This is a genomic window from Leucobacter chromiisoli, from assembly GCF_016522505.1.
GTDB classification, from domain to species: domain Bacteria; phylum Actinomycetota; class Actinomycetes; order Actinomycetales; family Microbacteriaceae; genus Leucobacter; species Leucobacter chromiisoli.
In genome coordinates this window covers 350684-377014 of record NZ_JAEHOH010000001.1, presented here as the reverse complement: position 1 = coordinate 377014, position 26331 = coordinate 350684, and the positions used below count along the sequence as shown (strand labels likewise).

At 71.3% G+C, this 26331-nt stretch carries 23 protein-coding genes and 1 tRNA gene; 14 read left to right on the top strand and 10 right to left on the bottom strand.

The window, feature by feature from the left end; genetic code table 11:
• Positions 1-5 precede the first annotated feature (5 nt).
• The 4 genes from JD276_RS01595 to JD276_RS01580 all read left to right on the top strand — a co-directional run bounded on the left by JD276_RS01595 (position 6) and on the right by JD276_RS01580 (position 4294).
• On the top strand, positions 6-686 hold the full coding sequence (locus JD276_RS01595; protein ID WP_200113090.1) for a FadR/GntR family transcriptional regulator: 681 nt from the start codon (positions 6-8) through the stop codon (positions 684-686).
• Positions 687-779: 93 nt separating this feature from the next.
• Positions 780-2060, top strand: coding sequence for an alpha-hydroxy acid oxidase (locus tag JD276_RS01590; protein ID WP_200113088.1), 1281 nt, complete (start codon positions 780-782; stop codon positions 2058-2060).
• A 47-nt stretch (positions 2061-2107) separates the two neighbouring features.
• Complete coding sequence (locus JD276_RS01585) at positions 2108-2809, top strand: response regulator transcription factor (RefSeq protein ID WP_200113086.1); 702 nt, start codon at positions 2108-2110, stop codon at positions 2807-2809.
• Positions 2810-2815: 6 nt separating this feature from the next.
• The gene (locus JD276_RS01580) at positions 2816-4294 is read left to right on the top strand and encodes a sensor histidine kinase (RefSeq protein ID WP_200113084.1); all 1479 of its coding nucleotides are present in this window, start codon (positions 2816-2818) and stop codon (positions 4292-4294) included.
• A gap of 25 nt (positions 4295-4319) precedes the next feature.
• Here JD276_RS01580 and JD276_RS01575 read toward each other — a convergent pair whose 3' ends face one another.
• Positions 4320-4958 (bottom strand): TetR/AcrR family transcriptional regulator, encoded by a 639-nt coding sequence (locus JD276_RS01575; protein ID WP_200113082.1) that lies wholly within the window; start codon positions 4956-4958, stop codon positions 4320-4322.
• Between the two features lie 97 nt (positions 4959-5055).
• Here JD276_RS01575 and JD276_RS01570 point away from each other — a divergent pair, with 97 nt between their 5' ends.
• Together JD276_RS01570 and JD276_RS01565 are read left to right on the top strand one after the other, a co-directional pair.
• The gene (locus JD276_RS01570; protein ID WP_200113080.1) at positions 5056-5847 is read left to right on the top strand and encodes an SDR family NAD(P)-dependent oxidoreductase; all 792 of its coding nucleotides are present in this window, start codon (positions 5056-5058) and stop codon (positions 5845-5847) included.
• Positions 5848-5947: 100 nt separating this feature from the next.
• A complete protein-coding gene (locus JD276_RS01565; protein WP_200113078.1) occupies positions 5948-7003 on the top strand; it encodes a 2,3-butanediol dehydrogenase in 1056 nt (351 codons plus the stop codon).
• Positions 7004-7024: 21 nt separating this feature from the next.
• Here the strand turns inward: JD276_RS01565 and JD276_RS01560 are convergent, their stop codons facing one another.
• Together JD276_RS01560 and JD276_RS01555 are read right to left on the bottom strand one after the other, a co-directional pair.
• The gene (locus JD276_RS01560; protein ID WP_200113076.1) at positions 7025-7666 is read right to left on the bottom strand and encodes a response regulator; all 642 of its coding nucleotides are present in this window, start codon (positions 7664-7666) and stop codon (positions 7025-7027) included.
• Positions 7663-8997, bottom strand: a complete 1335-nt coding sequence (locus tag JD276_RS01555; protein ID WP_233615162.1) for a sensor histidine kinase — start codon at positions 8995-8997, stop codon at positions 7663-7665. The genes JD276_RS01560 and JD276_RS01555 overlap by 4 nt, the downstream gene beginning before the upstream one ends.
• Before the next feature lie 111 nt (positions 8998-9108).
• Here JD276_RS01555 and JD276_RS01550 point away from each other — a divergent pair, with 111 nt between their 5' ends.
• Both JD276_RS01550 and JD276_RS01545 read left to right on the top strand, forming a co-directional pair.
• A complete protein-coding gene (locus JD276_RS01550) occupies positions 9109-9891 on the top strand; it encodes an ABC transporter ATP-binding protein (protein WP_200113074.1) in 783 nt (260 codons plus the stop codon).
• Positions 9888-10775: an ABC transporter permease gene (locus JD276_RS01545; RefSeq protein ID WP_200113072.1), complete on the top strand. Its 888-nt coding sequence runs from the start codon at positions 9888-9890 to the stop codon at positions 10773-10775. The genes JD276_RS01550 and JD276_RS01545 overlap by 4 nt, the downstream gene beginning before the upstream one ends.
• A 225-nt stretch (positions 10776-11000) precedes the next feature.
• On the opposite strand, the gene groL is transcribed toward JD276_RS01545, so the two are convergent.
• The 3 genes from groL to JD276_RS01530 form a co-directional block, all read right to left on the bottom strand.
• A complete protein-coding gene (groL, locus tag JD276_RS01540; RefSeq protein ID WP_200113070.1) occupies positions 11001-12620 on the bottom strand; it encodes a chaperonin GroEL in 1620 nt (539 codons plus the stop codon).
• Between the two features lie 195 nt (positions 12621-12815).
• A complete protein-coding gene (locus JD276_RS01535; protein ID WP_200113068.1) occupies positions 12816-13523 on the bottom strand; it encodes a LytR C-terminal domain-containing protein in 708 nt (235 codons plus the stop codon).
• A gap of 142 nt (positions 13524-13665) precedes the next feature.
• Entirely contained in the window at positions 13666-14787 is a 1122-nt protein-coding gene (locus JD276_RS01530; RefSeq protein ID WP_200113066.1) for a heme/hemin ABC transporter substrate-binding protein, read from the bottom strand.
• A 131-nt stretch (positions 14788-14918) separates the two neighbouring features.
• Between JD276_RS01530 and JD276_RS01525 the strand changes: the two genes are divergently transcribed.
• Both JD276_RS01525 and JD276_RS01520 read left to right on the top strand, forming a co-directional pair.
• Positions 14919-15986, top strand: coding sequence for a FecCD family ABC transporter permease (locus JD276_RS01525; protein WP_200113064.1), 1068 nt, complete (start codon positions 14919-14921; stop codon positions 15984-15986).
• Positions 15986-16804 carry a heme ABC transporter ATP-binding protein gene (locus JD276_RS01520; RefSeq protein ID WP_200113062.1) on the top strand — a complete coding sequence of 273 codons (819 nt, stop codon included), beginning with the start codon at positions 15986-15988 and terminating at the stop codon, positions 16802-16804. The genes JD276_RS01525 and JD276_RS01520 overlap by 1 nt, the downstream gene beginning before the upstream one ends.
• A gap of 131 nt (positions 16805-16935) precedes the next feature.
• Here the strand turns inward: JD276_RS01520 and JD276_RS01515 are convergent, their stop codons facing one another.
• Both JD276_RS01515 and JD276_RS01510 read right to left on the bottom strand, forming a co-directional pair.
• Entirely contained in the window at positions 16936-17844 is a 909-nt protein-coding gene (locus tag JD276_RS01515) for an HtaA domain-containing protein (protein ID WP_307866385.1), read from the bottom strand.
• 185 nt (positions 17845-18029) lie between these two features.
• On the bottom strand, positions 18030-21641 hold the full coding sequence (locus JD276_RS01510; protein ID WP_200113047.1) for an HtaA domain-containing protein: 3612 nt from the start codon (positions 21639-21641) through the stop codon (positions 18030-18032).
• 390 nt (positions 21642-22031) lie between these two features.
• Here JD276_RS01510 and msrB point away from each other — a divergent pair, with 390 nt between their 5' ends.
• Together msrB and JD276_RS01500 are read left to right on the top strand one after the other, a co-directional pair.
• Positions 22032-22547 carry a peptide-methionine (R)-S-oxide reductase MsrB gene (msrB, locus tag JD276_RS01505; protein WP_200113045.1) on the top strand — a complete coding sequence of 172 codons (516 nt, stop codon included), beginning with the start codon at positions 22032-22034 and terminating at the stop codon, positions 22545-22547.
• A complete protein-coding gene (locus JD276_RS01500; RefSeq protein WP_200113043.1) occupies positions 22544-23149 on the top strand; it encodes a nitroreductase family protein in 606 nt (201 codons plus the stop codon). Before msrB ends, JD276_RS01500 begins: the two co-directional genes overlap by 4 nt.
• Before the next feature lie 15 nt (positions 23150-23164).
• On the opposite strand, the gene JD276_RS01495 is transcribed toward JD276_RS01500, so the two are convergent.
• The gene (locus JD276_RS01495; protein WP_307866384.1) at positions 23165-24127 is read right to left on the bottom strand and encodes a DMT family transporter; all 963 of its coding nucleotides are present in this window, start codon (positions 24125-24127) and stop codon (positions 23165-23167) included.
• 348 nt (positions 24128-24475) lie between these two features.
• Here JD276_RS01495 and JD276_RS01490 point away from each other — a divergent pair, with 348 nt between their 5' ends.
• Together JD276_RS01490 and JD276_RS01485 are read left to right on the top strand one after the other, a co-directional pair.
• Entirely contained in the window at positions 24476-25126 is a 651-nt protein-coding gene (locus JD276_RS01490) for an FMN-dependent NADH-azoreductase (protein WP_200113041.1), read from the top strand.
• 67 nt (positions 25127-25193) lie between these two features.
• On the top strand, positions 25194-26225 hold the full coding sequence (locus JD276_RS01485; protein WP_200113039.1) for an intradiol ring-cleavage dioxygenase: 1032 nt from the start codon (positions 25194-25196) through the stop codon (positions 26223-26225).
• An 11-nt stretch (positions 26226-26236) separates the two neighbouring features.
• On the opposite strand, the gene JD276_RS01480 is transcribed toward JD276_RS01485, so the two are convergent.
• A tRNA-Thr gene (locus tag JD276_RS01480) sits at positions 26237-26312 on the bottom strand.
• Positions 26313-26331: the final 19 nt, after the last annotated feature.

The following is a 26331-nucleotide window of genomic DNA, read 5'->3' as shown; positions in this document are numbered from 1 at the left end:
GAGCGATGAAAGCGCACGAGACGGTGATGGACTGGGTCACCGAGGGGCTCCGCAGCGGCCGCCTGCGCATCGGCGACCATCTGCCCGGGGAGCGGGCGCTCGCGGAGACCCTCGGGGTGTCGCGCGCGTCGATCCGGGAGGCGCTGCGCGTGCTCGAGGCGCTCGGCACCATCCGCACGGGAACCGGATCCGGCCCGACCTCGGGCACCGTCATCACGGCGGCGCCCGAGCAGGCGCTCACCCTCGCCCTCAACCTGCAGCTGGCGACGAGCCACGTCGAGCACGCGCACGTGTACGAAGCGCGGCTGCTGCTCGAGACCTGGGCGGCGGAGCACGCCGAGCACGCCTCGGGGGACTGGCCGGCCGTCGACCGACTGCTCGACCTCATGGACGCCCCCGGCCTTCCGGTGGCCGACTTCCTGCGACTCGACGCGGAGTTCCACGCGCTCCTCGCGCGGTCCGCCGGCAACCCGCTCATCAGCACGCTCATGGAGGCGCTGCGCGCCTCGATCGCCGAGCACACGCTCGCCGGCGCGGAGTCGCTGCCCGACTGGCACCGGACGGCGGCCCGCCTGCGCGGCGAGCACCGCGCCATCGCCGAGCGCCTGCGCAGCGACGATCCCTCGGGGGCATCCGCGCTGCTGCGCGAGCACATCGAGGGCTACTACCGCGAGACGGCGGGGTAGCCGGGGCGTCCTGCGTTGACGCACCGGGATCCTGCACCTACAATTCATGTGGTCAGACCACACCCCGCGCCACCCGTCGAAAGGCAGAACCCGATGAAGCGCCAGTTCCCGAAACCCGCCGAACTCCTCGAGCTCATGCAGTTCAAGAAGCCCGACCTCAACGCGAGGCGCCGCCGCCTCGAGGCCGCGCTCACGATCCACGATCTGCGGGCCATCGCGAAGCGCCGCACCCCGGCCGCGGCCTTCGACTACACCGACGGCGCCGCGGAGGGAGAGCTCTCCCTCCATCGCGCCCGCCAGGCGTTCGAGGACATCGAGTTCCACCCCGACATCCTGAAGCCCGCCGAGCGCGTCGACACCGGCGTCGAGATCCTCGGCGGCCGCTCCTCGATGCCCTTCGGCATCGCCCCCACGGGCTTCACCCGGCTCATGCAGACCGAGGGCGAGATCGCGGGCGCCGGCGCGGCGGGAGACGCGGGCATCCCCTTCACCCTCTCCACGCTCGGCACCACCTCGATCGAAGCGGTCAAGGCGGCGAACCCCGCAGGCCGCAACTGGTTCCAGCTGTACGTGATGCGGGATCGCGACATCTCCTACCGCCTCGTCGAGCGCGCGGCCGCCGCGGGCTTCGACACCCTCATGTTCACCGTCGACACCCCCGTCGCCGGGGCCCGCCTCCGCGACAAGCGCAACGGCTTCTCCATCCCGCCGCAGCTGAGCCTCAACACGGTGCTCAACGCGATCCCGCGCCCCTGGTGGTGGTTCGACTTCCTCACCACCCCGAAGCTCGAGTTCGCATCGCTCTCGTCGACCGGGGGCACGGTCGGCGACCTGCTCAACGCGGCGATGGATCCGACGATCTCCTACGACGACCTCGAGGTCATCCGCGAGATGTGGCCCGGCAAGCTCATCGTGAAGGGCGTGCAGAACGTGCCCGACGCCGTGAGGCTCATCGACGGCGGGGTCGACGGCATCGTGCTGTCGAATCACGGGGGCCGTCAGCTCGACCGCGCCCCGGTGCCGTTCCATCTGCTGCCCCAGGTCGTGCGCGAGGTCGGCCGCGACGCCACCGTCATGATCGACACCGGCATCATGAACGGCGCCGACATCGTGGCCTCGGTCGCCCTCGGCGCGAAGTTCGCCCTCATCGGCCGGGCGTACCTGTACGGCCTGATGGCGGGCGGCCGCACGGGTGTGGACCGCGCGATCCAGATCCTGCGCACGGAGATCGAGCGCACCATGACCCTGCTCGGCGTCTCGTCGCTCGAGGAGCTGGAGCCGCGTCACGTCACCCAGCTGAGCCGACTCACCCCCGTCGCCGGTCAGCGCGTCGGCGAGATGACCGTGGAGGAGCTCGGGCGGAGCGCCGAATAGCCGGTTATTTTCAGCCACTTCATAGCAAACGGTCAGAGACTGGAGGCATGAACACACAGCACAAGGGACCCCGGATCCTGATCGTCGACGACGAGCCCAGCATTCGCGAGCTGCTCAGCACCAGCCTGCGTTTCGCCGGCTTCGGCGTGCGCGCTGTATCGAACGGCGCGCAGACCATCTCCGCCGTCCTCGAGGAGGAGCCGGACCTCATCATCCTCGACGTGATGCTGCCCGACATGAACGGGTTCAGCGTGACCAAGCGCCTGCGCTCCGCCGGCTACACCGCCCCCATCCTCTTCCTCACCGCGAAGGACGACACCGAGGACAAGGTGACGGGCCTCACGGTGGGCGGCGACGACTACGTGACGAAGCCGTTCAGCCTCGACGAGATCATCGCGCGTATCAAGGCGATCCTGCGCCGCACCATCCAGGAGGACGAGGACTCGGTGCTCGCCGCCGGCCCGATCGTGATGGACCAGGACACCCACGAGGTGTCGGTGGAGGGCACGCCCATCGAGCTCTCCCCCACCGAGTTCAAGCTGCTGCGCTACCTCATGCAGAACGCGAACCGGGTGCTCTCGAAGGCGCAGATCCTCGACCACGTCTGGGAGTACGACTTCAACGGCGACGCGGGCATCGTCGAGTCCTACATCTCGTACCTGCGCCGCAAGCTCGACCCGCTCACGAGCGAGTCGCTGATCCAGACCAAGCGCGGCTTCGGGTACATGCTGAAGACCGAATCCAAGTAGGCGCCGGTGGCGAAGCGCACCCTCTCGGATCGCTGGGCGGACGTCGCGCTCCGCACGAAGATCACCGGGGTGACGGTGTTCATCCTCTTCCTCGGCCTGATCGTCGCGGGCGTGGGCACGCTGTCGCTGCTGCAGCCGCAGCTGCTGAACGGTCTCGACCGCGAGCTGCAGCAGCTCCGCAACGACCCGACCCTGGCGCTGCAGCCGGGGGCCGACTCGGGAGCGCTCACGCGGCCCGACGTGCTGAACGCCGGCCCGCAGTACTACGTCGCCGTGCTGAGCGCCGACGGCGAGGTGCTGTACGACAACGAGCGCACGATGCGGGTCTCACCCCCCACCGTCCTGCCCCTGTCGCTCGACTGGGTGGTCGAGAACGGGGACGGGGTGCGGCAGCTCTCGAGCCCCGAGGGCGTGAAGTGGCACTTCGTGACCACCCCCATCAGCGCCGACGGCGAGCCGCGCGGCACGCTGCTCATCGCCGCATCCACGGCCGCCGTCAACCAGGTGATGGCGAAGTACATCGTCATCTTCTCGGGGTTCGGGATCGCCGTGATCCTGCTCGGCGCCGCCCTCACGCGGATCCTCGTCACCACGACGTTCCTGCCGCTCGCCCAGGTCGAGCAGACGGCGCTCGAGATCTCGCGCGGCGACTTCTCGAAGCGCATCATGGTGGAGAGCCCGCACACCGAGGTGGGGCACCTCGGCGAATCGCTCAACGTGATGCTCGACCGCCTCGACGGATCCCTCGCCGATCAGGCGGCGACCATCGAGAAGATGCGGCGCTTCGTCGGAGACGCCGGCCACGAGCTCCGCACACCCCTCGTGTCGGTGCGCGGATACGCGGAGCTGTACCGCATGGGCGCGCTGCAGGACGAGGAGCAGGTGGGGCAGGCGATGGATCGCATCGAGAAGGAGGCGATCCGCATGACCTCGCTCGTCGAGGATCTGCTGGCCCTCGCGCGTCTCGACGAGCGGCGCCCGCTGCAGCTGACCAGCCTGAACCTCAACGAGCTCGCGCACGACGCGGCGCTGGACGCCGGGGCGCAGGCGCCCGACCGCGCGGTGACCGCTGTGGAGGACCCCGCCGCCCCCGTCGTGACGGGCGACGAGCACAAGGTGCGCCAGCTCATGACGAACCTGTTCGGCAACGCGCTGCGCCACACTCCCGAGGGCAGCCCCATCGAGATCGTCGTGTCGTCATCGTCGGACACGGGGATGTCGAGCTTCGAGATCGTCGATCACGGTGACGGCGTGCCGGAGCAGATCCGCTCCAAGATCTTCGACCGGTTCTGGCGCGCCGACAGCTCGCGCAACCGCGAGACCGGCGGCTCGGGCCTCGGGCTCGCGATCGTGCGGTCGATCGTCGATGCGCACGGCGGCCGCGTGAGCGTGCGGGAGACCCCGGGCGGAGGCGCGACCTTCCGCGTCGACCTGCCCTCCGCCCCGCCGCCCACCGACACCGTTCCCGTGATCAAGCAGGGCTGAGCGCCGACGGCCGGGGCGACGGGACCTATCGTCGGCCGAGCCACCACTCCGGGGACGCCGCGATGACCGCGGACGCGGCGGCCTCCGGTGCGTCGAGGTCGCCCGCACGCAGCCACTCCTCGATCGCGGCCACGGTGCCCGCGGCGGCGTATGCGACGAGCATCCGCGTGCGGGTCTCGTCGTCGAGGGAGCCCCCGCCGGGCGGCGGGGCGGTCGCGGCCGGGGCGGTCTCGGGCGGGATCGCGGCGGCCGGGGCGATCTCCGGGTGAGCATCGAGATGGGCGCGCAGCCCCTCCGAGAGGCGGTCGATCAGGATGTCGCGCACCGGTCCGATGAGGCGCGGGCAGAGAGCGTTGCGATAGATCGCGGCGTGCCGGGTGATGTGCTCGAGCAGCTCCCGCTCACCGTCGTCGAAGACCGTGCGGCCCGGGGGCGCGATCGCGGGCAGTGGCTCCGCGCCGGCGCCGAGCGCGCGCAGCTCCTCTCCGAGGAAGTCGGCGAGGAGCTGCACGGGGTCCGAGCCGTGCCGGTACACGGTATCTCGCGTGACGCCCGCGTCTCTCGCGATCTCGGCGACCGTCACCCGGCTGATCGGCTTCGCGGCGGCGAGGCGGTGCAGGGTCTGCCGAAGCTTGTTGCGCGTGCGCAGCTGTCTCGGATCCATTCCCCCATTCTATTTATCAGACAACTGCCCTATAGTTGGAGCTGCCGGGCTCTCCCGGATCGAGGGGCGACGGGGCCCGACGGAAAGGACGCGAACCGTGTCAGACAGATTTGCAGGAAAGGTCGCCATCGTCACCGGAGGCGTCTCCGGGATCGGGGCGAAGATCGCGGAACGCCTGATCGCCGAAGGCGGCTCCGTCATGATCGCCGACATCAACGAGCAGGCGATAGCCGGAATCGGCGACACGCTCGGACCGAACGCGGCCGGCCGCCGCACCGATGTCACCGATGAGCGCGACTTCGCCGCTCTCGTCGATGAGACGGTCGAGCGCTTCGGCACGCTCGACCTGGTCTTCAACGTCGCCGGCGGCTCGAAGTCGGGATCCCTCACCGACATCTCGTTCGAGGACTGGGATTTCACCGTGCGGCTGAACCTCTACAGCGCCTTCAACGGCACCCGCCTCGGCGCCCGCCAGATGCTCAGCGAGGGCAAGCAGGGCTCGATCGTGAACGTCGCCTCGCTCAACTCCCTCGTGCCGATGTTCTACGGGGTGGGCTACACCGCTTCCAAGGCGGGGACGGTGATGCTCACCAAGCAGGCGGCGCTGGAACTCGGTGAGGCGGGCATCCGCGTCAACGCCGTCTCGCCCGGACTCGTCTCGACGCCGCTGACCAGCGGACTGACGAGCATCCCCGGAGTGACCGAGGCATACGCCGAGCGGATCCCGATGCGCCGCCCCGCGCAGCCCGAGGAGATCGCCGCGGCCGCCCTCTTCCTCGCCAGCGACGACGCCTCCTACATCTCGGGGGACAACCTCGTCGTGGACGGCGCCTGGTCGACCTCCGGATACCCCGACCTGCGGCCGTTCCTCGGCGGCGCCGAGGGATAGGAACCGGCCCCCTGCCCCGCGACCGTCCGCCCGCCCTGCGGGCCCCGGTCTCACGGCGGCACCGATCCTCGAACCGAAACCGAACGAAGGAGCGATGAAGATGAAAGCAGCACGGTTCCACGCGAAGGAAGACGTCCGCATCGAGGACATCGAGGAGCCGACTCCCGGCCCCGGCGAGGTGAAGATCCGCAACGCCTACTCGGGCATCTGCGGATCGGACCTCCACATCTACTTCGCTCCCGAGTCCGCCGGGATCAGTTTCGACGAGCCGCACCCCCTCACGGGCTCGCTGCCCCCGCAGGTGCTGGGGCACGAGTTCTCCGGAACCGTCGTCGAGCTCGGCGAGGGAGTCGACTCGGTGCAGGTGGGCGACCGCGTCGCCGTGTGGCCGATCTACTACTGCGGCGAGTGCCCCGCGTGCGAGAAGGGAATGGTCAACGTCTGCCGGATGATCTCGTTCCACGGCGTCATGTCCAACGGCGGCGGGATGGCGGAGTACACCACGGTGCCCGCCTCGAAGCTCCACGTGCTGCCCGACGACGTCGACCTGCGCATGGGAGCTCTCGTCGAGCCCATGGCGGTCGCCTGGCACGCGGTGGAACGCAGCGGAATCGAGGCGGGGCAGACCGCCCTCGTCGCCGGCGCCGGGCCCATCGGCATCGGCGTCTGGTTCGCTCTGCGGGCGCGCGGCGTCGAGACGGTCATCGTCTCCGAACCCAGTGCGGAGCGCCGGGCCGCGATCGAGGGAGTGGGGGCGACGACGGTCGTGAATCCCGCCGAGGAGGATCTGACGGCGCGGGTGCAGGCCGAGACCGGCGGCCGCGGCGTCGACGTCGCATTCGACGCGGCCGGCGTGGGCGTCGCCGTGACGAGCGCCCTCGGCGAGCTGACGCCCGGCGGCGAGGTCGTGGTGGTCGCGATCCACGAGCGCCCGCTCGAGCTCATGCCGACGCAGCTCGTGATGTCGGAGACGGCGATCCGGGGCACACTCGGCTACCTGCAGTCCGACTTCGACGCGGTGATTCAGGCCATGTCCTCGGGCGGCTACACCTCCGAGGGGTGGGTGTCCGAGGTGCCGCTCGAGGGCGTCGTCGAGGCGATGATCGACCTGCGCGCGGGCAAGCGCATGAAGGTCCTGGTGCGAGCGGGCGCCTAGCCGCCGACGCCGGCCGCCTCCTCAGCGCAGGATCCCCTCGTGGAGCGCGCGCAGCACGGCCCTCGTGCGATCCCGGGTGCCGAGCTTCTGCAGGATCGTCGAGACGTGGTTCTTCACGGTGCCCTCCGCGAGGAACACCGCGGCGGCGATCTCGCGGTTGCTGTAGCCCTCGGCCATGAGGCGCAGCACCTCGAGCTCCCGTCCGGTGAGCTCCTCCACCGGCGATCCCGTGTCGACCGGCGACGGTCCGGAGCGGATCGCACGCAGCAACCGGTCGGTGATCGACGGTGCGATGAAGGTGCCTCCGCCCGCGAGCACGCTGACGGCCCGCGTGAGCTGCTCGAGCGTGACGTCCTTGAGGAGGTAGCCTCGGGCGCCGGCGTGCAGCGCCTGGAGCACGAGGGCGTCGTCGTCGAAGGTGGTGAGCACGAGCGCGGGCAGGTCGCTCCCGTCGTCCCGCAGCCGACGCAGGGTCCAGAGGCCGTCCCGGTGCGGCATCCGCAGATCGAGCAGCAGCACCTCCGGTCGTGTCTCGGCGACGACGGCGAGCGCTTCCTCTCCATCGCCGGCCTCGCCGACCACCTCGAGGCCGGCGAGCTCGAGCAGCGTGCGGATCCCCTGGCGCACGAGCGCCTGGTCGTCGACCACCACGACCCGGGTCATCCCGGGCTCCGTTCCGGCACCGGCAGTCGCGCGGTCACGCCGAACCCGCGGAAACCGGCCGTTCCGGCCGGCTCGACGGCACGGGCCGACGAGCCGGCAGGGGTCGACCCGGCGCCCGGGGTCGGTTCGGCGCCCGGGCTCGGTTCGGCGCCCGGGGCGGACCCGGCGCCCGGGCCGGACCCGGCGCCGCCTCCCATGAACACGGCGCTGCCGCCGAACCCCTCGAAGCGCTCGCGCAGCCCCAGCAGTCCGTTGCCGAGCACCGTCCCGCGCGATCCCCAGCCGTCGTCTCGCGCGCACAGCACGACGCCGTCACGGGTCCTCCGCACCTCGATCCTCAGCTCCCCGGCGCGCGCGTGCCGGATCGTGTTCGTCACGATCTCCTGCACCGCGCGCACCAGCAGCACGGTGCGATCCTCGTCGAGCCTCAGGGCGTCATCGACCTCGAGCACCACTCGCGGCTCGGTGAGATCCTGCACCACCCGCTGCAGCGTCTCGCGCAGCTCGCCCCCGTCGTTCCGCAGCTCGCCCACGGTCGCTCGCACGCTCGACAGCAGCTCGCGCGCCACACCGGCGGCCCGCTCGATGTGCGGGGCAGCGCCGTCGCCGCGCGGGGCGGCCGGGTCACCGGCCTCCCCCGTGTCCGCCGCCGCGCCGTCGCCTCCCGGCATCCGGTGCTTCGCCGCCTCCAGCTCGAGCGCCAGCACCGTCAGCTGGTGGCCGATGAGATCGTGCAGGTCGCGCGAGATCCGGAGCCGCTCGCTCGTGCGGGCCGAGTCCGCGAGCAGCACGGCCGCCGCCTGCAGATCCACGTGCGCCTCGGTCAGCTCCCGCCTCGCCCGCTGCTCGCGCAGCAGCGCCACCGAGCTCAGCAGCGACGCCGCCTGGATCAGCAGGTAGAACCCCAGCATGATCGAGATCTCCACGAGCCAGCCCGGCTCGCCCGACCTCGGGGCGAGAGCCCCGAGGAGCACGGCCAGATTGAGGACGATGAGCGCCCAGCCGACCCGGATCGGCACCAGGTACGGACTCACGGCGACCGTGATGACGAGCAGGATCGCCACCAGTCCCGCACCGCGCGCCCCCAGCACGAGCCCCCACGATGCGAGCACGGCGATCCCGAGCAGCAGCCCCGTGCGCCAGCCCGGGCTCCGCGGATCCTCACCGCTCCAGAGGGCGCCCATCATCGCGACGAGCATCAGGACGAAGAGCCCGACCCAGGCGAGGTGCGGGATCGCCGTCGGGGCGCCGAGCAGTACGGGACCGGCCGCGATGAGCATGACGGCGAGCATCGCGATTCCCGCCCAGAGCTCGGGATTGAAGCGGCGCATCCTCTCAGGGTAGAGCGCGCGGCCCGGGCGTGTACAGGTGCCGGAAGTCACGGTCGAGACGATGACGTCCGGCACGGGCGCCACGCGCAGAACCGCTCCTAGCGTGGAAGCATGGATACGGATCGGAGTGGCGACGCGGCGGTGCGCGTCGAGGGCCTGCACAAGCGGTACGGGCGCAAGATCGCCGTCGAGGACGTCAACCTGCGCGTCGGCTCCGGGGAGGTCTTCGGAATCCTCGGCGCGAACGGGGCGGGCAAGACGACGACGGTCGAGGTGATCGCCGGACTCCGCAGGCTGCGCCGGCGGGATCGCGGCACCGTGCGCGTGCTCGGCCTCGATCCGCGTCGGGATCGCGCGGCCCTGCGTCGAGTGCTCGGCGTGCAGCTGCAGAGCGCGTACCTGCACGGCGCCCTCACGGTGGAGGAGCTGATCGGGCTCTACCGGGGCTTCTACTCGGATCCGCGCCCCGCCGACGACCTCGTCGAGCTGGTGGGACTCGGGGGCCAGCGGCGCACCCGCTTCGAGCGGCTCTCCGGGGGTCAGCAGCAGCGCCTCTCCATCGCTCTCGCGCTCGCGGGGCGTCCGCGGGTCGTGATCCTCGACGAGCTCACGACGGGCCTCGATCCGCGGGCGCGGCGGCGGATGTGGGCCGCCATCGAGCACCTGCGCGGGGAGGGGACGACGATCCTGCTCGTCAGCCACGCGATGGAGGAGGTCGAGCGCCTCTGCGATCGCGTCGCGCTGCTCGATGCGGGACGCGTCATCGCGAGCGGCACCCCTGCGGCCCTCGTCGAACGATCCGGGGCGCGCGACCTCGACGAGGCGTTCGTGACGCTCACGGGCAGGCGCCCCGAAGACCCGTTCGAGGAGCACTCCGAGGAGGAGGCAGCATGAACCCGCCCGTCGACCGCGAGCACCGCGAGCACGATCACCTCGGCCGCGAGCACCGCGACCGTCACGACCACGAGCACCTCAGCGCGGACGCGAGCATCGCCGTCTCCGCGGACTCGGTCGAGAGCGGCGCCGCCCGGCGCTCCCCCTCGTTGGCGGCCTGGTGGCGCCTGTGCGTCTGCGAGGCGAAGATGACCGTGCGGGACACCGCTGGCCTCGTGATCCCGCTCGGCCTGCCGATCATCATCCTCCTGACCTCGGCGTCGACGGCGAGCACGGAGATCGTCGCGAACGGGCGCAGCGCGCTCGACCTGTTCGTGCTGCCGCTCGTCTCCGTCATGGTGGTCACCATGATCGGCGTGCTCAACATGCCGAGCTTCCTCGCCTACTACCGCCGCTCGGGCATTCTGCGCCGCCTCGCGACCACTCCCCTGTCGCCGCTCGCGGTGCTCGCCGCCCAGGTCGCAGTGAGCTTCGTGCAGGCGCTCCTCGGGATCGCCCTCGCCTTCGGCGTCGCCGCCGCCTTCTTCGGGGCGCGCCCGCCGATCCACGCGTGGACCGCGCTCGGAGTGCTGCTGCTGACGATGCTCGCGATGTACGGGATCGGCATGATCGTGGCCTCGCTCGCACCGACCCCGAACGCCGCGGTCGCGCTCGGACTGATCGGATTCCTCGGACTCGGAGCGCTCGGCGGCATGTTCGGATCCCGCGACGCCCTGCCCGGGTGGATGGCGACGGTCGGCGAGGCCCTGCCGTTCGGGGCGGGCGTCGAAGCGCTCTCCGCCGCGTGGGCCGGCATGCCTGCCGATCCGGCGCACCTCGTCAGCCTCGCCGTATCCGCCGTGGTCGGCGCGGCCGTGGCGGCACTCTTCTTCCGCTGGGAGTAGGTTCGCACGTTTCTCGGGCCCCCCGGGTGTTCGAGGTGTCTGAGCACCTGGGTGCCCCTCCCCCGGCGGGAGATCTGCCGTCAGCGGAACCGAAACCGGGGTTCTGCTTCCTCTGACGGCAGATCCGCCGCCGGCGGCTGGCAGCCGCCTACCGGGGCGGCCCGCACCCCGGGCATGCAAAAGCGGGGGCCGCGAAACACGCGACCCCCGCTCGAGTACGGACTCTTAGAAGTCCATGCCCGCGCCCGGATCGGCAGCCGCGGGGGCAGCCGGCTCGGGCTTGTCTGCGATGACGGCCTCGGTGGTGAGGAAGAGACCGGCGATCGAGCCCGCGTTCTGCAGGGCCGAACGGGTCACCTTGGCCGGGTCGAGGATGCCCTGCGCGACCAGGTCGCCGTACTCGCCGGTCGCGGCGTTCAGGCCGTGGCCGACGGGCAGGTTCGCCACGCGATCGGCGACGACGCCGGGCTCGAGGCCGGCGTTGAGCGCGATCTGGCGCAGCGGAGCCTCGATGGCGGTCTCGACGATCTTCGCGCCCACGGCCTCGTCGCCCGAGAGTTCGAGCGAGGCGAAGACGTCCTTGCCGGCCTGGATCAGCGCGACACCGCCGCCGGGCAGCACGCCCTCGTCGACAGCGGCCTTCGCGTTGCGGACGGCGTCCTCGATGCGGTGCTTGCGCTCCTTGAGCTCGACCTCGGTGGCCGCGCCGGCCTTGATGACGGCGACGCCGCCGGCGAGCTTCGCGAGACGCTCCTGCAGCTTCTCGCGATCGTAGTCGCTGTCGGTGTTCTCGATCTCGCGGCGGATCTGGGCCACGCGGCCCTGGATCGCCTCTTCCTCGCCGCCGCCCTGGACGATGGTGGTCTCATCCTTGGTGATGATGACCTTGCGCGCGGTGCCGAGCATGTCGAGGGTGGCGTTCTCGAGCTTGAGACCGACCTCCTCGGAGATGACCTGGCCGCCGGTGAGGATCGCGATGTCCTGGAGCATGGCCTTGCGGCGGTCGCCGAAGCCGGGGGCCTTGACGGCGGCCGACTTGAAGATGCCGCGGATCTTGTTGAGCACGAGCGTCGCGAGCGCCTCGCCCTCGACGTCCTCGGCGATGATGAGGAGCTGCTTGCCCGACTGGATCACCGGATCGACGATGGGGAGCAGGTCCTTGATGTTCGAGACCTTGCTGTTGACGGTGAGGATGTAGGGATCCTCGAAGACGACCTCCTGGCGGTCGGCGTCGGTGACGAAGTACGCCGACAGGTAGCCCTTGTCGAAGCGCATGCCCTCGGTCAGCTCGAGCTCGGTGCCGAAGGTGTTCGACTCCTCGACGGTGACGACGCCCTCCTTGCCGACCTTGTCGATGGCCTCGGCGATCAGCGCGCCGATCTGCTCGTCGGCGGCCGAGATCGAAGCGGTGGCGGCGATCTGGTCGGTGGTCTCGACCTCCTTGGCGTTCTCGAGCAGCTTCGCCGAGACAGCGGCGACGGCCTTCTCGATGCCCTTCTTCAGGGAGATGGGGTCGGTGCCGGCGGCGACGTTGCGCAGGCCCTCGCGCACGAGCGCCTGGGCGAGAACGGTGGCGGTGGTGGTGCCGTCGCCCGCGACGTCGTCGGTCTTCTTGGCGACCTCCTTGACGAGCTCCGCACCGATCTTCTCGTAGGGCTCGTCGAGCTCGATCTCCTTGGCGATGGACACACCGTCGTTGGTGATCGTGGGAGCGCCCCACTTCTTCTCCAGCACGACGTTGCGGCCGCGCGGGCCGAGGGTCACCTTGACGGCGTCAGCGAGGGTGTTCAGACCCCGCTCAAGGCCGCGACGCGCTTCCTCATCAAACGCAATGATCTTTGCCATGTATCGTCCCTCCCGGACGCTCGTGGTGGTGACCCGTTCGGGACACCGAAGCACTGAATGTCTTGGCACTCACCCATTCGGAGTGCTAAGACAATCTTGGCACTCACGCACGGGGAGTGCAAGCGGGGATGCTCGCGCTCAGCGAACAGCGGGCGACGGCCGGATCATGCGCGTCCGCGGCCGGGATGCCGCCGGCTACTGCACGGGCGCCTCGCCGCCCTCGGGCAGGGTATTCTCCTCGGGCGTCTGCCCCTCCTCGGGCAGCGCCTCCTCCGTGGGCGGAGCCTCGCTCTGCCCCTCCTGGGTCATCTGCTCCGCCTCCGCGATGCCCGGGCCCTGGTAGTCGGCGCCGAGCAGCACCACGAGGCGGGCCCCGTACTCCCCGTACTCCGGCGGCGCCTCGTAGGTGGAGAGGCCCCCGAGCTCGGCGGCGAGGCCCTCCGCGGCGGCCTCGTCCTCGGGCGCGGCGTAGAACACGGCGGAGATGTCGACGTCCGAGGCCGCCGCGTTGTCGGAGAGCACGATCTGCCCCCACCCGTTCGCCGTGATGACGCCGTCGACGCCGGCGGCGAGGTTCGGGATCTCGGTGCCGTTGAACACCGCGACGGTCGCCGCGGGGTCGAGCACGGCCTCCACCTCCTCGGACGCGGGCGCCGAGGGCCGCCCGTCGGAGAGGTGATCCACGCGATCGCCGCCGAGGCTCTGCACGCCGATGATGCCGAGGCCCGTCAGCAGCACGAAGCCCACCGCGGCCGCGACGAGGTACTGCCAGACGTACCGCTGCCTGGCGGCGAAGCGGTGCGCGCCGACTCGACCGCCAGCGGTGGGGCGGTCGAAGCGATCCTCCGGGTAGTCCTGGTGCGAGCCGCGACGCGCGTCGGCGTCGTCCTGTCCTTGCACCACGCTCTTCTCCTCCGGGTTCTCGCTGGGGCTGCCCGCGTATCGCGGGCGGCATAACCGCAGACCAGACTACATGCGGTCGCTGGCATCATCGTGAGTGCCGGCCGGGCGCCGCGCGGCGCCCGGCGGGCGACATCTCCGCCGTCTACAGCGAGTCTGGCGCGTAGATCGCGCGCGCGAGGCCGTCCATCACGTCGGGGATCCGGGTGCCTCCCGCGAACAGCAGGGTGTCGTCGACGTCGATGATGCGGCGCTTCTCGCCCGCCGAGGTCAGTCCGATGCTGGGCTGGGCCGCGAGCAGGCCGTCGACCCCGCCCGCACTCTCGAGTCCCTTGGTCATCACCAGGATCACATCGGGATCCGTCGCGATGAGGGCTTCGTCGGTCATCGGCTTCTCGCCGACCCATCCGATCTCCCGGGCCACGTCGACCGCCCCGATGGAGCGGATCAGGCTGTCGATCCCGCTCCCCTCCCCGAAGAGGTAGAAGATCCCGGTGCCGCGGACGTAGAGGAATGCGACCCGGGGCCGCTTCGCCTCGTCGGCGGGCACCAGCTCCGCGATCTCCTCCTCCTTGTCGGCGATCGCCTGGGTGAGCTCCGTCACGAGCTCCTCCCCCAGCGGAGCGACGCCGAGCGCGGCGGCGATCTCCCGCGCGGTCTGGTACGTCGTCTCCGGGTCCACGGCGCGCGTCACCATCACGACGGGGATGCCGGCGTCGCGCAGCTGCAGGACCACGTCGATCGGCCCGATGGATCCGTCGGTGAGGATCAGGCTCGGGTTCAGCCCGAGGACGCTCTCGGCGTCGATGGAGTGCCCGTCGCGGGTCACCACGGGCAGCTCCTCGAGGCCTGGCAGGTTCGTGGAGACGTCCCGCCCCACGAGGGTGTCGCTGAGCCCGTACGCGTGGACCAGCTCGGCCAGCGATCCGCTCAGGGAGAGCGCGAGCACCCGGGAGGTGTCGGTGACCTCGATCTCCGTGTCGCCCGACTTGTCGTGGGAGACCACGGTCACGGGGAGATCCGGCTCGGGTCCGTCGGCCACCGGCTCCATGGTGGGACCGCCGATGACGGCCGTCGTGGGGCCCTCGAGGGCGGTCGGATCCTCGGCTGGCGTGATCTCGGAGAGCGGCGGGAGCTGGACGGGCGCGTCCGCCGCCTCGCCCTGCACCGCCGCGCCGGTCTGGCAGGCCGTCAGCCCGAGACCGAGGAGGGCGACGATCGCGAGGGTCGCGGCCCTGAGCCCGCGAGCGGTACGAGAGCGCGGCATATGAACCCTTCGGGACGTGTTCGGCAAGACCTGGTTAGCCTACCCTAAGATAGGTATGAGGAACCCGAACGCGTTCCTCCAGCACCCGCCCCATTCGGCGACGCATCGCTCAGAAAGCAGCTTCAGCGCGTATGACATCTCGCAGCCAGGCCGCGTCCTCGCGGCACACCGCGACTGCGGTTGCGCTCTTCACGGCGCTCTCGATCGCACTCGTCGTGGCCCTCCTCGCCTCGGCCGGCACCGGGCAGCTCGCGATCCCGCCGCAGGAGGTGCTCGGATCGCTGCTGCACCGGGTGGGGCTCGACTGGCTGCCGCTGCCCTCCCACCCGACCGGCGACCAGACGCTCTGGGCGATCCGCTTCCCGCGGGTCGCCATGGCGGCGCTCGTCGGAGCGGGACTCGCGGTCTCCGGTCTGCTCATGCAGGCGATCTTCGGCAACCCGCTCGCCGAGCCGGGCGTGATCGGGGTCTCGTCGGGCGCGGCCGTGGGCGCCGGCCTGTGCATCGTGTTCGGCCTCACCGTCTTCGGGGAGTGGACGACGGCTGTGTTCGCCTTCGCGGCGGGCCTCGGCGCCACGCTCATCGTCTACGGCATGAGCCGCGCGGAGGGGAAGACCGAGGTCGTCACCCTCGTGCTCACCGGTATCGCCGTGAACGCGGTCGCCGGCGCCGCGATCGCCCTGCTCACCTTCCTCGGCGACACGCAGTCCCGCGAGCAGATCGTGTTCTGGCAGCTTGGCAGCATCGCGGGGAGCCGCTGGTCGCAGGTGCTCGTGGTGACGCCGGTGATCGCCCTGGGCCTCGTCGTCTCCTACGTCGTCGCCCGCAAGCTCGACCTGCTCTCGCTCGGCGAGCGGAACGCCCGTCACCTCGGCGTCAACGTCGAGGCTCTCAGGATCTGCGTGATCGTGCTGGTCGCCCTGCTGGTGGGCGCATCGGTCGCGTTCGCGGGCATCATCGCCTTCGTCGGCCTCGTGATCCCGCACCTCATGCGCATGATCCTGGGCCCCGCGCATCTACCGCTCGTCACGGCCTCGGCGCTGGGCGGGGCGCTCCTGCTCACGCTCGCCGATCTCTCCGCGCGCACGATCGTGCCGATGGCGGACATGCCGATCGGCATGCTGACCTCGCTCGTCGGCGGGCCGTTCTTCTTCTGGCTGCTGCGGCGCACCCGCAAGCGCAGCGGGGGGTGGGGCTGATGGCCGCCCGTCAGATCATCCTGCCCTCGCGAGCCGCCGCCGGGGAGGTCGTCTGCGCCGCCGAGTCGGTGCGCGTGGTGCGCGGCGGCCGGGCGCTGCTCGACGACGTCTCGCTGGAGGTGCGCGCCGGCGAGGTGCTCGCACTGCTCGGGCCCAACGGCGCCGGCAAGTCGACGCTGCTCAGCCTGCTCTCGGGGGATGTGGCCCCCGACGACGGATCGGTGCGGTTCTTCGGGCGCGAGATCTCCGACTGGTCGCTCATCGAGCTCTCGCGGCGGCGCAGCGTGCTGCTGCAGGACAACCAGCTGCTCTTCCCGTTCACGGTGCACCAGGTGGTCGAGATGGGCCGGGCGCCCTGGCGCCGCACCCCGCGCGAGGACGAGGACAACGAGGCGATCGCCGAGTCGATCCACGCCGCCGACGTCGCGCACCTCGGCAACCGCCGCGTGCCATCGCTCTCGGGTGGCGAGCGCGCCCGCACCGCGTTCGCCCGTGTCATGGCCGGCCGCACGGGCGTGCTCATGCTCGACGAGCCGACCGCGGCGCTGGACCTCGGTCACCAGGAGGCCGTCCTCGGTCTCGCCCGGGATCGCGCGCTCGCGGGCGACGCCGTGCTGATCGTGCTGCACGATCTCAACCTCGCCGCGGCGTACGCCGATCGGATCGCGCTGCTGCGGGATGGAGCGGTGGTGGCGTGCGACGCGCCGGATCGGGTGCTCACGGCGGAGATCGTGTCGGAGGTCTACCGCACGCCGGTCGAGGTGATCCTCCACCCGCTCACCGGCAAGGGGATCGTGCTTCCCCTGCGCGCGCTCTGAACGCTCGCCATACCGATCCCGCTCCGGATCCGCTCCGGATCCCGCTCCGACGGCGCCTCGCCAGGTGCGTCTCGCCGGTGGCGTCCGTCGGGGGCGTCTGTCAACTGCGCGCCCGTCGGTTGCGCGTCGAGCTAGCCGCCGGGGGTCTGCTCGGGATCCTGCGACGCTGCCGCCCCGTCGGGAGCGCCCGCGCCGGCGCTCTTGCCCTTGCCGCGACCCGCGATCAGCATGCCGGCGGTGACGCCGATGACGAGGATCGCGACCCCGCCCACGATGATGGGGATCCACGGGACCTGCTGCTGCGCGACCGGTTCGGCCGGCGCGGGTGCGGGCTCCTCCTCGTCGGGCTCCGCCGGAGCCGCGATCTCGACGGCGCCGAGCTCGCATCCGCTGACCGCGGCGGTGAGGCTGACCGGGTCCATCTCGTCGCCTGCGGCGTAGTCACCGTAGTCGCCGTTGAAGGCCGCCGCCCCCTCCGACGTGAGCCGCGTCGTCGCGCCCGAGATGGTGAGGGCGTCCCCCTCGGTCGAGAGCGCCTCGCCGAGTTCGATCTTCGCCGCTCGCAGCTGAGAGGAGGCGGGCGCCCCCTCCTGCGCGGTGTCGGTGGCCCCGAAGTCGAGCAGCAGGTACGCGGCATCCCCCTCGAACTGGATCGAGGGGTTGGCGAGGTCCATGGCGAGCGCGCCGCCGTGCCCGGTGAAGTGCACCCCGCCGGTGAAGGAGATGGTGCCCGATTCGAGGTCGCTCGAGAGTTCGCCGGCGTCGGTGCTCCAGATGAACTCGGGAGTCTCGTAGCCCGCACCGTTGTCGGTAGTCCACTCGCCGTTCGCGATGCTGCCGCTGATGTACGAGCGGAAGCTCTCCTTCACACCCCAGCGCAGTTCGGAGCTCGTCACGGTGCAGTCGGCGCTTGTCGTCTCCTCAGCCACCAGGGGCGCCGCCTGCGCCGTCGCGGGGGCCAGCAGCAGCCCGCCGCCGAGGATCGCGGCGCCGAGCAGGGCGCCCGTTCGTGCTGCACGGTTGAGGGGGCGGAATGTCACGGTGATGTCCTTTGTCTCGCTGTCGAGCGGTATCGATGCTGCAGTTCGGGGGCTGTTCGCATCCGACCGGCCCGGGATATCCGACTGGTCGAGCGGCGGTTCGGCGTCCCGTGTTCGGGATCCTCCCCGCCTGCCCCGGAGAGGGCCGCGGCCGGGGCCGGCCCGAGAGCCGGCCCCGGAACAGACTACGAGTTGTTGCGGCGCTGCACGACGACCAGGCCGCTCATGGCCCCGGCCACCGCGAGCAGGGCGATCGCGCCGGCCCACCACAGCCAGCCGGGTGCGCCCTCGGCGACGCCGGCGCTCTGCGGAGCCGACTCGCCGAGGCTCTCCGCGTCGAGCGCGGCGACCCGTTCCTTCGACCCGGTCGCGTCCTTCTCCTCCTCGGGTTCGACGACCTCGATCACGGCGCCGGCGTCGACGCTGCCCTGCAGGGTGATCGTGTGCTCGCCGAGCTCAGTGTCCTCGGGGAGGTTGCCGATCCAGCGCACCACGCCGTTCGCGTTCGCACCGGCCGCGTCGTCGAGCACCACGGGATCGGAGTAGAGCACCACGAGCACATCGCGCTCCTTCGACTCGAAGCCCGAGGCCTCGAACTCGATCTCGCCGCCGGGCACGATGTCCTCCGCGGGCGTGATCACCCGGATGCCGGTGGTCGCCGGCGGGGTCTCGGCTGCGGTGCGCTTCTTCGTCTCGGCGCCGACGCTCGTGGAGCCGTAGCTGGCTCCGCTCGCCGCCCCGACGGTGAAGCTGATCGGATCGATGGGCAGCGATCCTCCGCCGCCGTTGCCGCCGCCGCTGATGGCGCCCTGCACGGGGACGCCGCTCCAGGTGACCTCGCCGTTCGGCCCGACGGACTTGGAACCCGCGGCGAGGTTCAGGCCGTAGGAGTGACCGCCGGCCGAGATCGTGCCGCTGGACGCGCTCGTCACCGTGATGACGGGGTTGGCGTAGACCTCGTTGAGCTGGCCCTTGTGACCCGTGAAGGTCACGACGCCCGAGTAGCGCACGGACCCCGTCTGGCTGGTCTTGTTCCAGGAGCCCCCGGTCGCCTGGGGGAAGACGTACCCGCCCGGGCCCCCGCCGACGCCGGAGGTGCTGACGGTCCCCTTCGCGATCGGTCCGGTGACGTACGCGGCGAATCGGGACGAGACGCCCCAGGTCAGGGAGCCCGCCTGCTCGGCACCGCCGGTGACGGCGGGACGGGGCGTGGGCTTGGGCTGCGGCTTGACGACCTCGCGCGAGAACAGCTTGTCCCAGTCGGTCTGGGTGATGCCGAGCGCCGCGGAGCCGTAGATGTTCTGCGGGGTCGCCACGGAGTGCTGCTTCCAGACGAGGACCTCGTACCGCTTGCCCTCGACCAGCTTCGCGGCCGGAGCGTTCAGGTTCATCTTGAGCTTGCCCGCCCGCACCTCGGCGAAGGGCTCCATCGCGACGTAGTCGGCGGTCTCCTGGTCGACGAGCTCGCCCGCTGTGCCCTCCTCGATGATCGCGACGTAGGCGTTCTTGGCGTCGGCGGGCAGGTTCGTGCCCTCGATGCCCACCGTGATGTGCTTCCCGGGCTCCACCTTCGCGATGCGCGCCGAGATGTGGGTCTTGTCCGGATCCACGGGACCGAAGATCGCGTCCCAGTGCTTCTCCGAGACCTGGAGCGGCAGCACCAGGATGTTGGTCTCGGCGCTCGGGTTCGTGTGCCCCTTCCACACCAGCACCTCGTACTGCTTCGTGCGGTCCAGCTGGTCCGCGGGCACCGTCAGCGCCGGGTTGACCTCGCCCTCGGCGGGGATCGTGCGGATCCACATCGTGCCCCGGATGGTATCGGTCGTCGCGGACTCCGCCGTGCCCGCCTCGATCAGCCCGACGTAGGCCCCCTGCGGCAGCTCTGCGGGATCCAGACCCGTCAGCTTCGCCGTGAGCGAGAGCCCGGCGGCGGTAGCTGCGGTCACCTCTGCCTCGCCCCTCGGGCCGGCGGGCTGCGGCGGGAACACGTCGTCCCACTGCGCCTCGGTCACCTCCAGCGGCAGCACCAGCACGTTCGTATCGGCACCCGGATTCGTGTGCCCCTTCCACACCAGCACCTCGTACTGCTTCGCACGATCCAGCTGGTCCGCGCCCACCGTGAGCGCCTGGCTGACCGCGCCATCGCTCGGGATCGAGCGCACCCACTTCGTGCCGAGGATCGTGTCGATCGTCGCCGACTCGGCGCTGCCCGCCTCGATCAGCCCGACGTACACGCCGTTCGGCAGCTTCTCGGGGTCCAGTCCGGTCAGGTTCGCGGTCAGCGAGAGCCCCGCCTCGGACGCCCCGAGCACCTTGGCCTCGCCGGCCGGCGCGGGCGGGAACACCGCATCCCACTGCTCTTCCGTGATCTCGAGGGCTGAACTGCCGAGCAGCCGCTCGGGGGTCATGTTCCCGTGCGCCCGCCAGGAGTAGACCTCGTACTCCTTGGTCCGGTCGAGCTGGGCCGCCTCGAGCTCGATCGTCGCTTCCGCGACATCGCCGTTCATCATGCCCTTCCAGACGAAGGCGGCCTTGAGCCCCTGCCCTCCGGCGGCCAGTTCGTCCGACGTCCCCTTCTCGATCACCGAGAAGTAGACACCGGCGTCCGGCTTGCCGGTGTCCGGAACCTGGGTACCGTCGGTGCGCAGCGTCACGCCCTCGGCCTTGGCCGCGATGCTCAGCTCGCCCTCCGCCGCACTCGCGACGTCGGCGGTCACCGTCGCCTGCGGAGCGGCGGGCGGGAACACCGCGTCCCACTGCGCCTCGGTCACCTCGAACTCGAGCACCTTCACGATGTTCGCCGCCGAGGGGTTGGAGCGTCGCGGCCACACGACGACCTCGTACTGCTGCGATCGATCCAGCTGCTCACCGGGGATCGTCACCTCGGCGTCGAACTCGCCGCTTTCGGGCACGCTCTTCACCGATGCGGTCGCCCCGAGGAAGTCGCTCTGCGTCGCACCGTCCGCCGTGCCGCGCAGCACCACCCCGACGTGCACGCCGTTCGGCTGGGAAGCCGGATCGACCCCGGTCAGCGAAGCGGAGACCGTCAGGCTGTTCTCCGTCGCCGCGGAGACGGTCGCGGTGCCCTGAGGGCCGGCCGGCTCGGCAGCCTTGAACTCGAGTGGCGCCTTCGCGTCCTGGGAACGATCCTGCATCGCGGTGTGATTCGCGATCGTGTACATCGCCGTCGAACCCGCACGCTCCGTCACGGCCATCTCGACCTCGAACGAACCATCCGCCGCGAACTCGAGACCACGACCCGACCCGTGCTGCCACACGAGCTTCGCCCCATCAGCGCAGCCGTTGTTGATGAACGCGAAGTCGACCTCCTCGAGCGGAACATCCATGCACGTCGTCACGTAGATCGCCTGAGCAGGGTTGTACCCCGTGCCGCGCACCGTCACCGTGTCACCATCCGACAGACCCGACGACGGCGACACCGTCAGCGCCGGCTCCGTCGAGGCGTCCTCGGGCGCCGCGGGACTCTCCACCGCGGGCGCCTCAGCGGGGCTCTCTGCGGCGGGCGCCTCAGCGGGGCTCTCTGCGGCGGGCGCCTCCGGAGTGCTCGGGGCTTCGGGGGCCGCGGGCTGCTCCGGAGCGCCCGGGGCTTCGGGCTGAGTCGGCTCGGCGGGCGCCTCGGCCGGAGCCTGGGTCTCCGGTACGGTCTGCACCGTCTGGTCGCCGGGAGCGGCCTCCTCGGCAGACGCGGCGGGGGCCGTGAGCAGCGCGCCGCCCACTACCAGCGCCGAGGCGAGCAACGCGGAGAGCGCTCCGCGGAAACCCCTGTGTGCAGACATGCGATTCGCACTCCTTGTCGAGCGTTCGAAGGGCCCGGTTCGTGCCTCGCAGCGCGCTCCCGGACCCCTCATCGGATCGAACTGAGGTAAGGCATACCTCAGTTACCGCCTTCTAGTCTGATGAATATCGTCTGATGATGCAAGTCCGGAGTTTCCCGAGCCGTGTCCGCCGGCGTATTCACGCGGATCCCGGGGCGCGTGCACCCGCGAGCCCCTCGACGCCGCAGCCCTCTCCTCCAGCCTCCGCTCGGCAGTAGATGCTCAAAGATCGAGGATCCAGGACATCTACTGTCGAGCGCAGTTGCGCGGGTGGGGGCGAGACGGGTGCGGGGTGGGGACGGATCGCGGGCGTAGACTGTCGGCGTCACATCCCGCGACGAGGAGGTTCCCGTGAGCAAGCCGATCGACGCAGACGCCGACTACGAGGTCCAGCTGAGCGACAGCGAGTGGCGGGCGAAGCTCAGCCCCGAGGAGTACGCCGTCCTCAGGCAGGCCGGAACCGAGCGCGCGGGCACCGGCGAACTCCTCCACGAGGATCGCGACGGCCTCTACCGCTGCCGAGCCTGCGGCAACGAGCTGTTCGTCGCCGGCACCAAGTTCGACTCCGGATGCGGCTGGCCGAGCTTCTACGAGAGCGTGCGCCCCGAGGCGGTCGAGTACATCGAGGATCGCAGCCTGGGCATGGTGCGCACGGAGGTGCGGTGCGCCGCCTGCGGATCCCACCTCGGCCACGTCTTCCCCGACGGCTTCGGCACGCCCACCGGCAACCGCTACTGCATGAACTCGGTCGCACTCGCCTTCGACGAGGGCGCGGCTCCCGAGGACGACGCACCGCAGGGCGCTGAGCGCGCCGCGCCCGAGCGCACGGCGCCCGAGCGCACCGCACCCGAAGGCGACGCCGAGTGACCCGAGCGACCGGCGCCCCGGCAGCGCCGCAACCCGCTTCCGAAGCCCGTCGCGCGACCCTCGAGACCCTCCGCGGTCGCCGCTCGCACTCCAGGGTGACCGAGCAGGCTCCGAGCAGCGCCGAGCTCGCCGAACTCGTCTCCGCCATGTCCGCCGTCGCCGATCACTCCGGCCTGCGGCCGTGGCGCCTCATCGAGATCCGGGGTGACCGGAGGCGGATCCTGGGCGAGGCCCTCGCCGAGGCCGCGGGAGAGACGACCCCCGAGGGCGAGGAGCGGTACCTCGGGAAGGCGCAGCGCGCCCCGCTCGTGCTCGCCGTCGTCGTGTGCGAGCGCGAGAGCGAGAAGGTTCCGCGCTGGGAGCAGGAGGCCGTCGCGGCCGGCGTCGCCCACTACCTCGGCCTGCTGCTGCACGAGGCCGGCTGGGGCTCCATGTGGCGCACGGGCGTCCTCGCACGGTCGGCGCCCCTGCGCAGAGCCCACCGGCTCGCGAAGAACGAGGAGCTCATGGGGTGGCTCTACATCGGCGGGATCGCCGAGGGGCAGCAGCGCGACAAGCCGCGGAGGCCTCTGGATCCTGCCGAGCATCTCAGCTCGCTCTGATCGCTTCGCTCCGATCTACTCCGACGACGGCCGCCGCGGGCTCGGGCGCCCCGGGATCGCGGCGATCACGACGGCGGCCAAGGCGACGGCGGCGCCGATGAGCAGCCCGACGGTCACCCCGCCCGCGAGCGGCAGGCCGGCCTCGAGCAGCACCGCCGCGATCAGCTGCCCGGCGACGTTCGACATGCTGAGCAGCAGCACGCCCGCCGTGCGCACGAGGATCGTCGCCAGGGCGATGAAGAGCACTCCCAGCAGACCGCCGATGTAGAGCCAGGGAGACGCCGGCCACGCGGCCGGCCAGCCGCGGATCGCGATCGAGACGCCGGCGAGCACCGCCAGCAGGGCCGTGCCGACGACGAAGTTCACGAACGTCGCGGCGATCGCACTCCGGGCGGCAGCCCTGACCAGACCGTTGACCGCCGACTGCCACGCCATGCCGACGCCCGCGACCAGCGGGACGACCGCGAGCCAAACGGCGTTTCCTCCGCCGATGTCCGCGGAGACGGCGATCGCCACGGCCACGACGGCGAGCACGGTGCCGACGATCCGCTGCGGCGTCGGGTTGACCCGACCGCCCGGGCCCAACCCGATCCGGTCCATCACGAGGCCTCCGAGCACCTGGCCCGCGACGATGCCCACCGTGAACAGCGCGAGGCCGATAACCGACGCCACGAGCCCCTGGCTCAGCACGAAGAACGCCCCACAGGTGCCGCCCAGCAGGCCCCAGACGGGATAGCCGCCGCTGCGCACCTCCTCGCGCAGCCGGCCGAGCCCCGCGCGCGCGGCCGGCGAGCAGAGCGTCAGGATCGAGAGCAGCAGGAGCCCCGAGCCGAACGAGACCACCGCCGCCAGATAGCCGTCACCGATCTGCTGGCTCAGTCCGCCGTTGGCCCGCGACTGCACGCCGACCAGCATGCCCGCCAGGCCGGAGCCGAGCAGCGCCGCCCACACCGGAATGCTCGTTCTCGCGTTCGCCACCTGACAACCCTAGGCCATGCGGAGGCCTGTCACGGCGTACGGCGCCGGAATTCCGAGAGGCTCGGGGGCGGTCGGCCTCGAGGACGGCCCCGAGGCACGAAAGGCGCGACGGCGCGAGGGCAATTCCACCGCCCGGACTCCCTCGAAGGTCGCCGAGTGCGGGATAGTGAAGGGGGCGCCGCGGCGAACCGCCGCCGGCCGATCCGCACGACCCGACATCGCACGACCCGACATCGCACGACCCGACATCGCACGACCCGACATCGCAAGAACCTGAGGCTCCCGCCCGGGGACAGCCGCACGACCCGATCCACGAGACACCCGACCGATCCACGAGAAAGGCGCTCCATGCCGACTCTGCTGCACATCGACTCATCAGCATCCGGAGAGCACTCCGTCACCCGCATGCTCACCGGCGCGTTCGCCGAGACCTGGCGTGCGCGCGGGGACGACCATACGGTGGTCGCCCGCGATCTGCACGAGGATCCGGTGCCCCACCTGCGCACCGCGGCCCAGCACTGGCCCGAGCACCTGCGCGGGGGCGCGGAGATTCCCCGCGCGGCGGCGACCCTGCAGGATCGCCTCATCGACGAGGCGATCTCCGCCGACGTGCTCGTCGTGGGTGCGCCCATGTACAACTACGGCATGCCGTCCACGCTGAAGACGTGGCTCGACCTGCTGCACGTGCCGGGCCGCACCGCGCCCTTCGACACGGCGACGCAGCCGCTGCGGGGCAAGCCGGTGATCGTGGTGAGCGCGCGCGGCGGCACCGACGACGACGGGGCCTTCGAGCACGTCTTCGGCCCCCTGCGGCTGGCGCTCGGCGGTGGGCTCGGCATGGAACTGCGGACGATCGGCGTGAGGCGGACCCTGGCGTCGCTCCTGCCCGAACTGGGCGCCGACCTCGCCGCGGCCGAGCTCTCCCGCGCCACCGCGGAGATCCGGGAGATCGCCGCCGCGATCGCAGCGGCTCCCGGCGCCGCTCCAGCGATTCCATAGGCTCCCGATAGCTCGGCTCCGTACGGTCAGGGAAGAGCGCGACGCTCACCGACCAGAGGAGAACCCGATGACCTTCCCCGAACCCCAGTCCACGCCAGAGGGCCTGCGCTACGAGGGCCGACTCCTCGCTCACCAGGACGAGGAGGTCGTCGATCAGGGCCTCCGCTTCGACGTCACCACGCTGCTCAGCCGCCGCAGCGTGCTCGCGATGTTCGGGATCGGCGCCGCGAGCCTCGGCCTCGCGGCGTGCAGCAGCGGCTCGACGGCCTCCGCACGGGCGGCCGCCGCGGGAGAGATCCCCGAGGAGACCGCCGGCCCCTACCCCGGCGACGGGTCCAACGGCGTGAACGTGCTGCAGGACACGGGCATCGTGCGGAGCGACATTCGGCCGAGCATCGACGGCGGCGCGACCGCCGAAGGCGTTCCGATGACGCTGACGCTGCAGATCACGGACCAGGCGCAGGATCGCCCCTTCGAGGGCGTCGCCGTGTACGTGTGGCAGTGCGACCGCGACGGCGGCTACTCGATGTACTCCGAGGGCCTGGAGAACGTGACCTACCTGCGGGGCGTGCAGGTCGCCGATGCCGACGGGAAGGTGGCCTTCACGTCGATCTTCCCCGCCTGCTACTCCGGACGGTGGCCGCACATCCACTTCGAGGTCTACCCGGATCTCGCGTCCATCACGGACTCCGCGAACGCCATCGCCACCTCCCAGGTCGCGCTGCCCGAGGAGATCTGCTCCGCCGTTTACCGGCGCAGCGACTACCCGGAGTCCAGCCGGAACCTCGCGGGAGTGAGCCTGGAGAACGACAACGTCTTCGGCGACGACGGGGGCGAGCTGCAGATGGCGACGGTGAGCGGAGACGAGAGCAGCGGCTACGAGGTCGGCCTCGCGGTGCTCGTCGACACCCGCACGGAGGCCGGCGGCGGCGGATCGGCGCCCGGCGGCGGAGGATCGGCGCCCGGCGGAGGATCGGGCCCCGGCGGGGGATCAGCCCCCGGCGGTGCGCCCGGCAGCGCGCCCCGCGGTGCCGGCGGCGAGGGCGACCCGGACGGAGCCCCGCCGGAGGCGCCGGATGGCTCCGGCGCGACACGCTGACGCGTTCTTCGTGGAGCCGCCTGTCGGACTCGAACCGACCACCTGCGCTTTACAAGGGCGCTGCTCTACCGGATGAGCTAAGGCGGCGAGGGGCGGCCCGTCCGGG

Coding starts and splice junctions, on each gene's coding strand:
- JD276_RS01555 (WP_233615162.1), bottom strand. CDS start 8,997: ATGCGCCGCTTCAATCCCGAGCTCTGGGCGGGAATCGCGATGCTCGCC.
- JD276_RS01525 (WP_200113064.1), top strand. CDS start 14,919: ATGACATCTCGCAGCCAGGCCGCGTCCTCGCGGCACACCGCGACTGCG.
- JD276_RS01550 (WP_200113074.1), top strand. CDS start 9,109: ATGGATACGGATCGGAGTGGCGACGCGGCGGTGCGCGTCGAGGGCCTG.
- JD276_RS01545 (WP_200113072.1), top strand. CDS start 9,888: ATGAACCCGCCCGTCGACCGCGAGCACCGCGAGCACGATCACCTCGGC.
- JD276_RS01575 (WP_200113082.1), bottom strand. CDS start 4,958: ATGGATCCGAGACAGCTGCGCACGCGCAACAAGCTTCGGCAGACCCTG.
- JD276_RS01565 (WP_200113078.1), top strand. CDS start 5,948: ATGAAAGCAGCACGGTTCCACGCGAAGGAAGACGTCCGCATCGAGGAC.
- JD276_RS01590 (WP_200113088.1), top strand. CDS start 780: ATGAAGCGCCAGTTCCCGAAACCCGCCGAACTCCTCGAGCTCATGCAG.
- groL (WP_200113070.1), bottom strand. CDS start 12,620: ATGGCAAAGATCATTGCGTTTGATGAGGAAGCGCGTCGCGGCCTTGAG.
- JD276_RS01510 (WP_200113047.1), bottom strand. CDS start 21,641: ATGTCTGCACACAGGGGTTTCCGCGGAGCGCTCTCCGCGTTGCTCGCC.
- JD276_RS01490 (WP_200113041.1), top strand. CDS start 24,476: ATGCCGACTCTGCTGCACATCGACTCATCAGCATCCGGAGAGCACTCC.
- JD276_RS01530 (WP_200113066.1), bottom strand. CDS start 14,787: ATGCCGCGCTCTCGTACCGCTCGCGGGCTCAGGGCCGCGACCCTCGCG.
- JD276_RS01595 (WP_200113090.1), top strand. CDS start 6: ATGAAAGCGCACGAGACGGTGATGGACTGGGTCACCGAGGGGCTCCGC.
- JD276_RS01485 (WP_200113039.1), top strand. CDS start 25,194: ATGACCTTCCCCGAACCCCAGTCCACGCCAGAGGGCCTGCGCTACGAG.
- JD276_RS01560 (WP_200113076.1), bottom strand. CDS start 7,666: ATGACCCGGGTCGTGGTGGTCGACGACCAGGCGCTCGTGCGCCAGGGG.
- JD276_RS01585 (WP_200113086.1), top strand. CDS start 2,108: ATGAACACACAGCACAAGGGACCCCGGATCCTGATCGTCGACGACGAG.
- JD276_RS01520 (WP_200113062.1), top strand. CDS start 15,986: ATGGCCGCCCGTCAGATCATCCTGCCCTCGCGAGCCGCCGCCGGGGAG.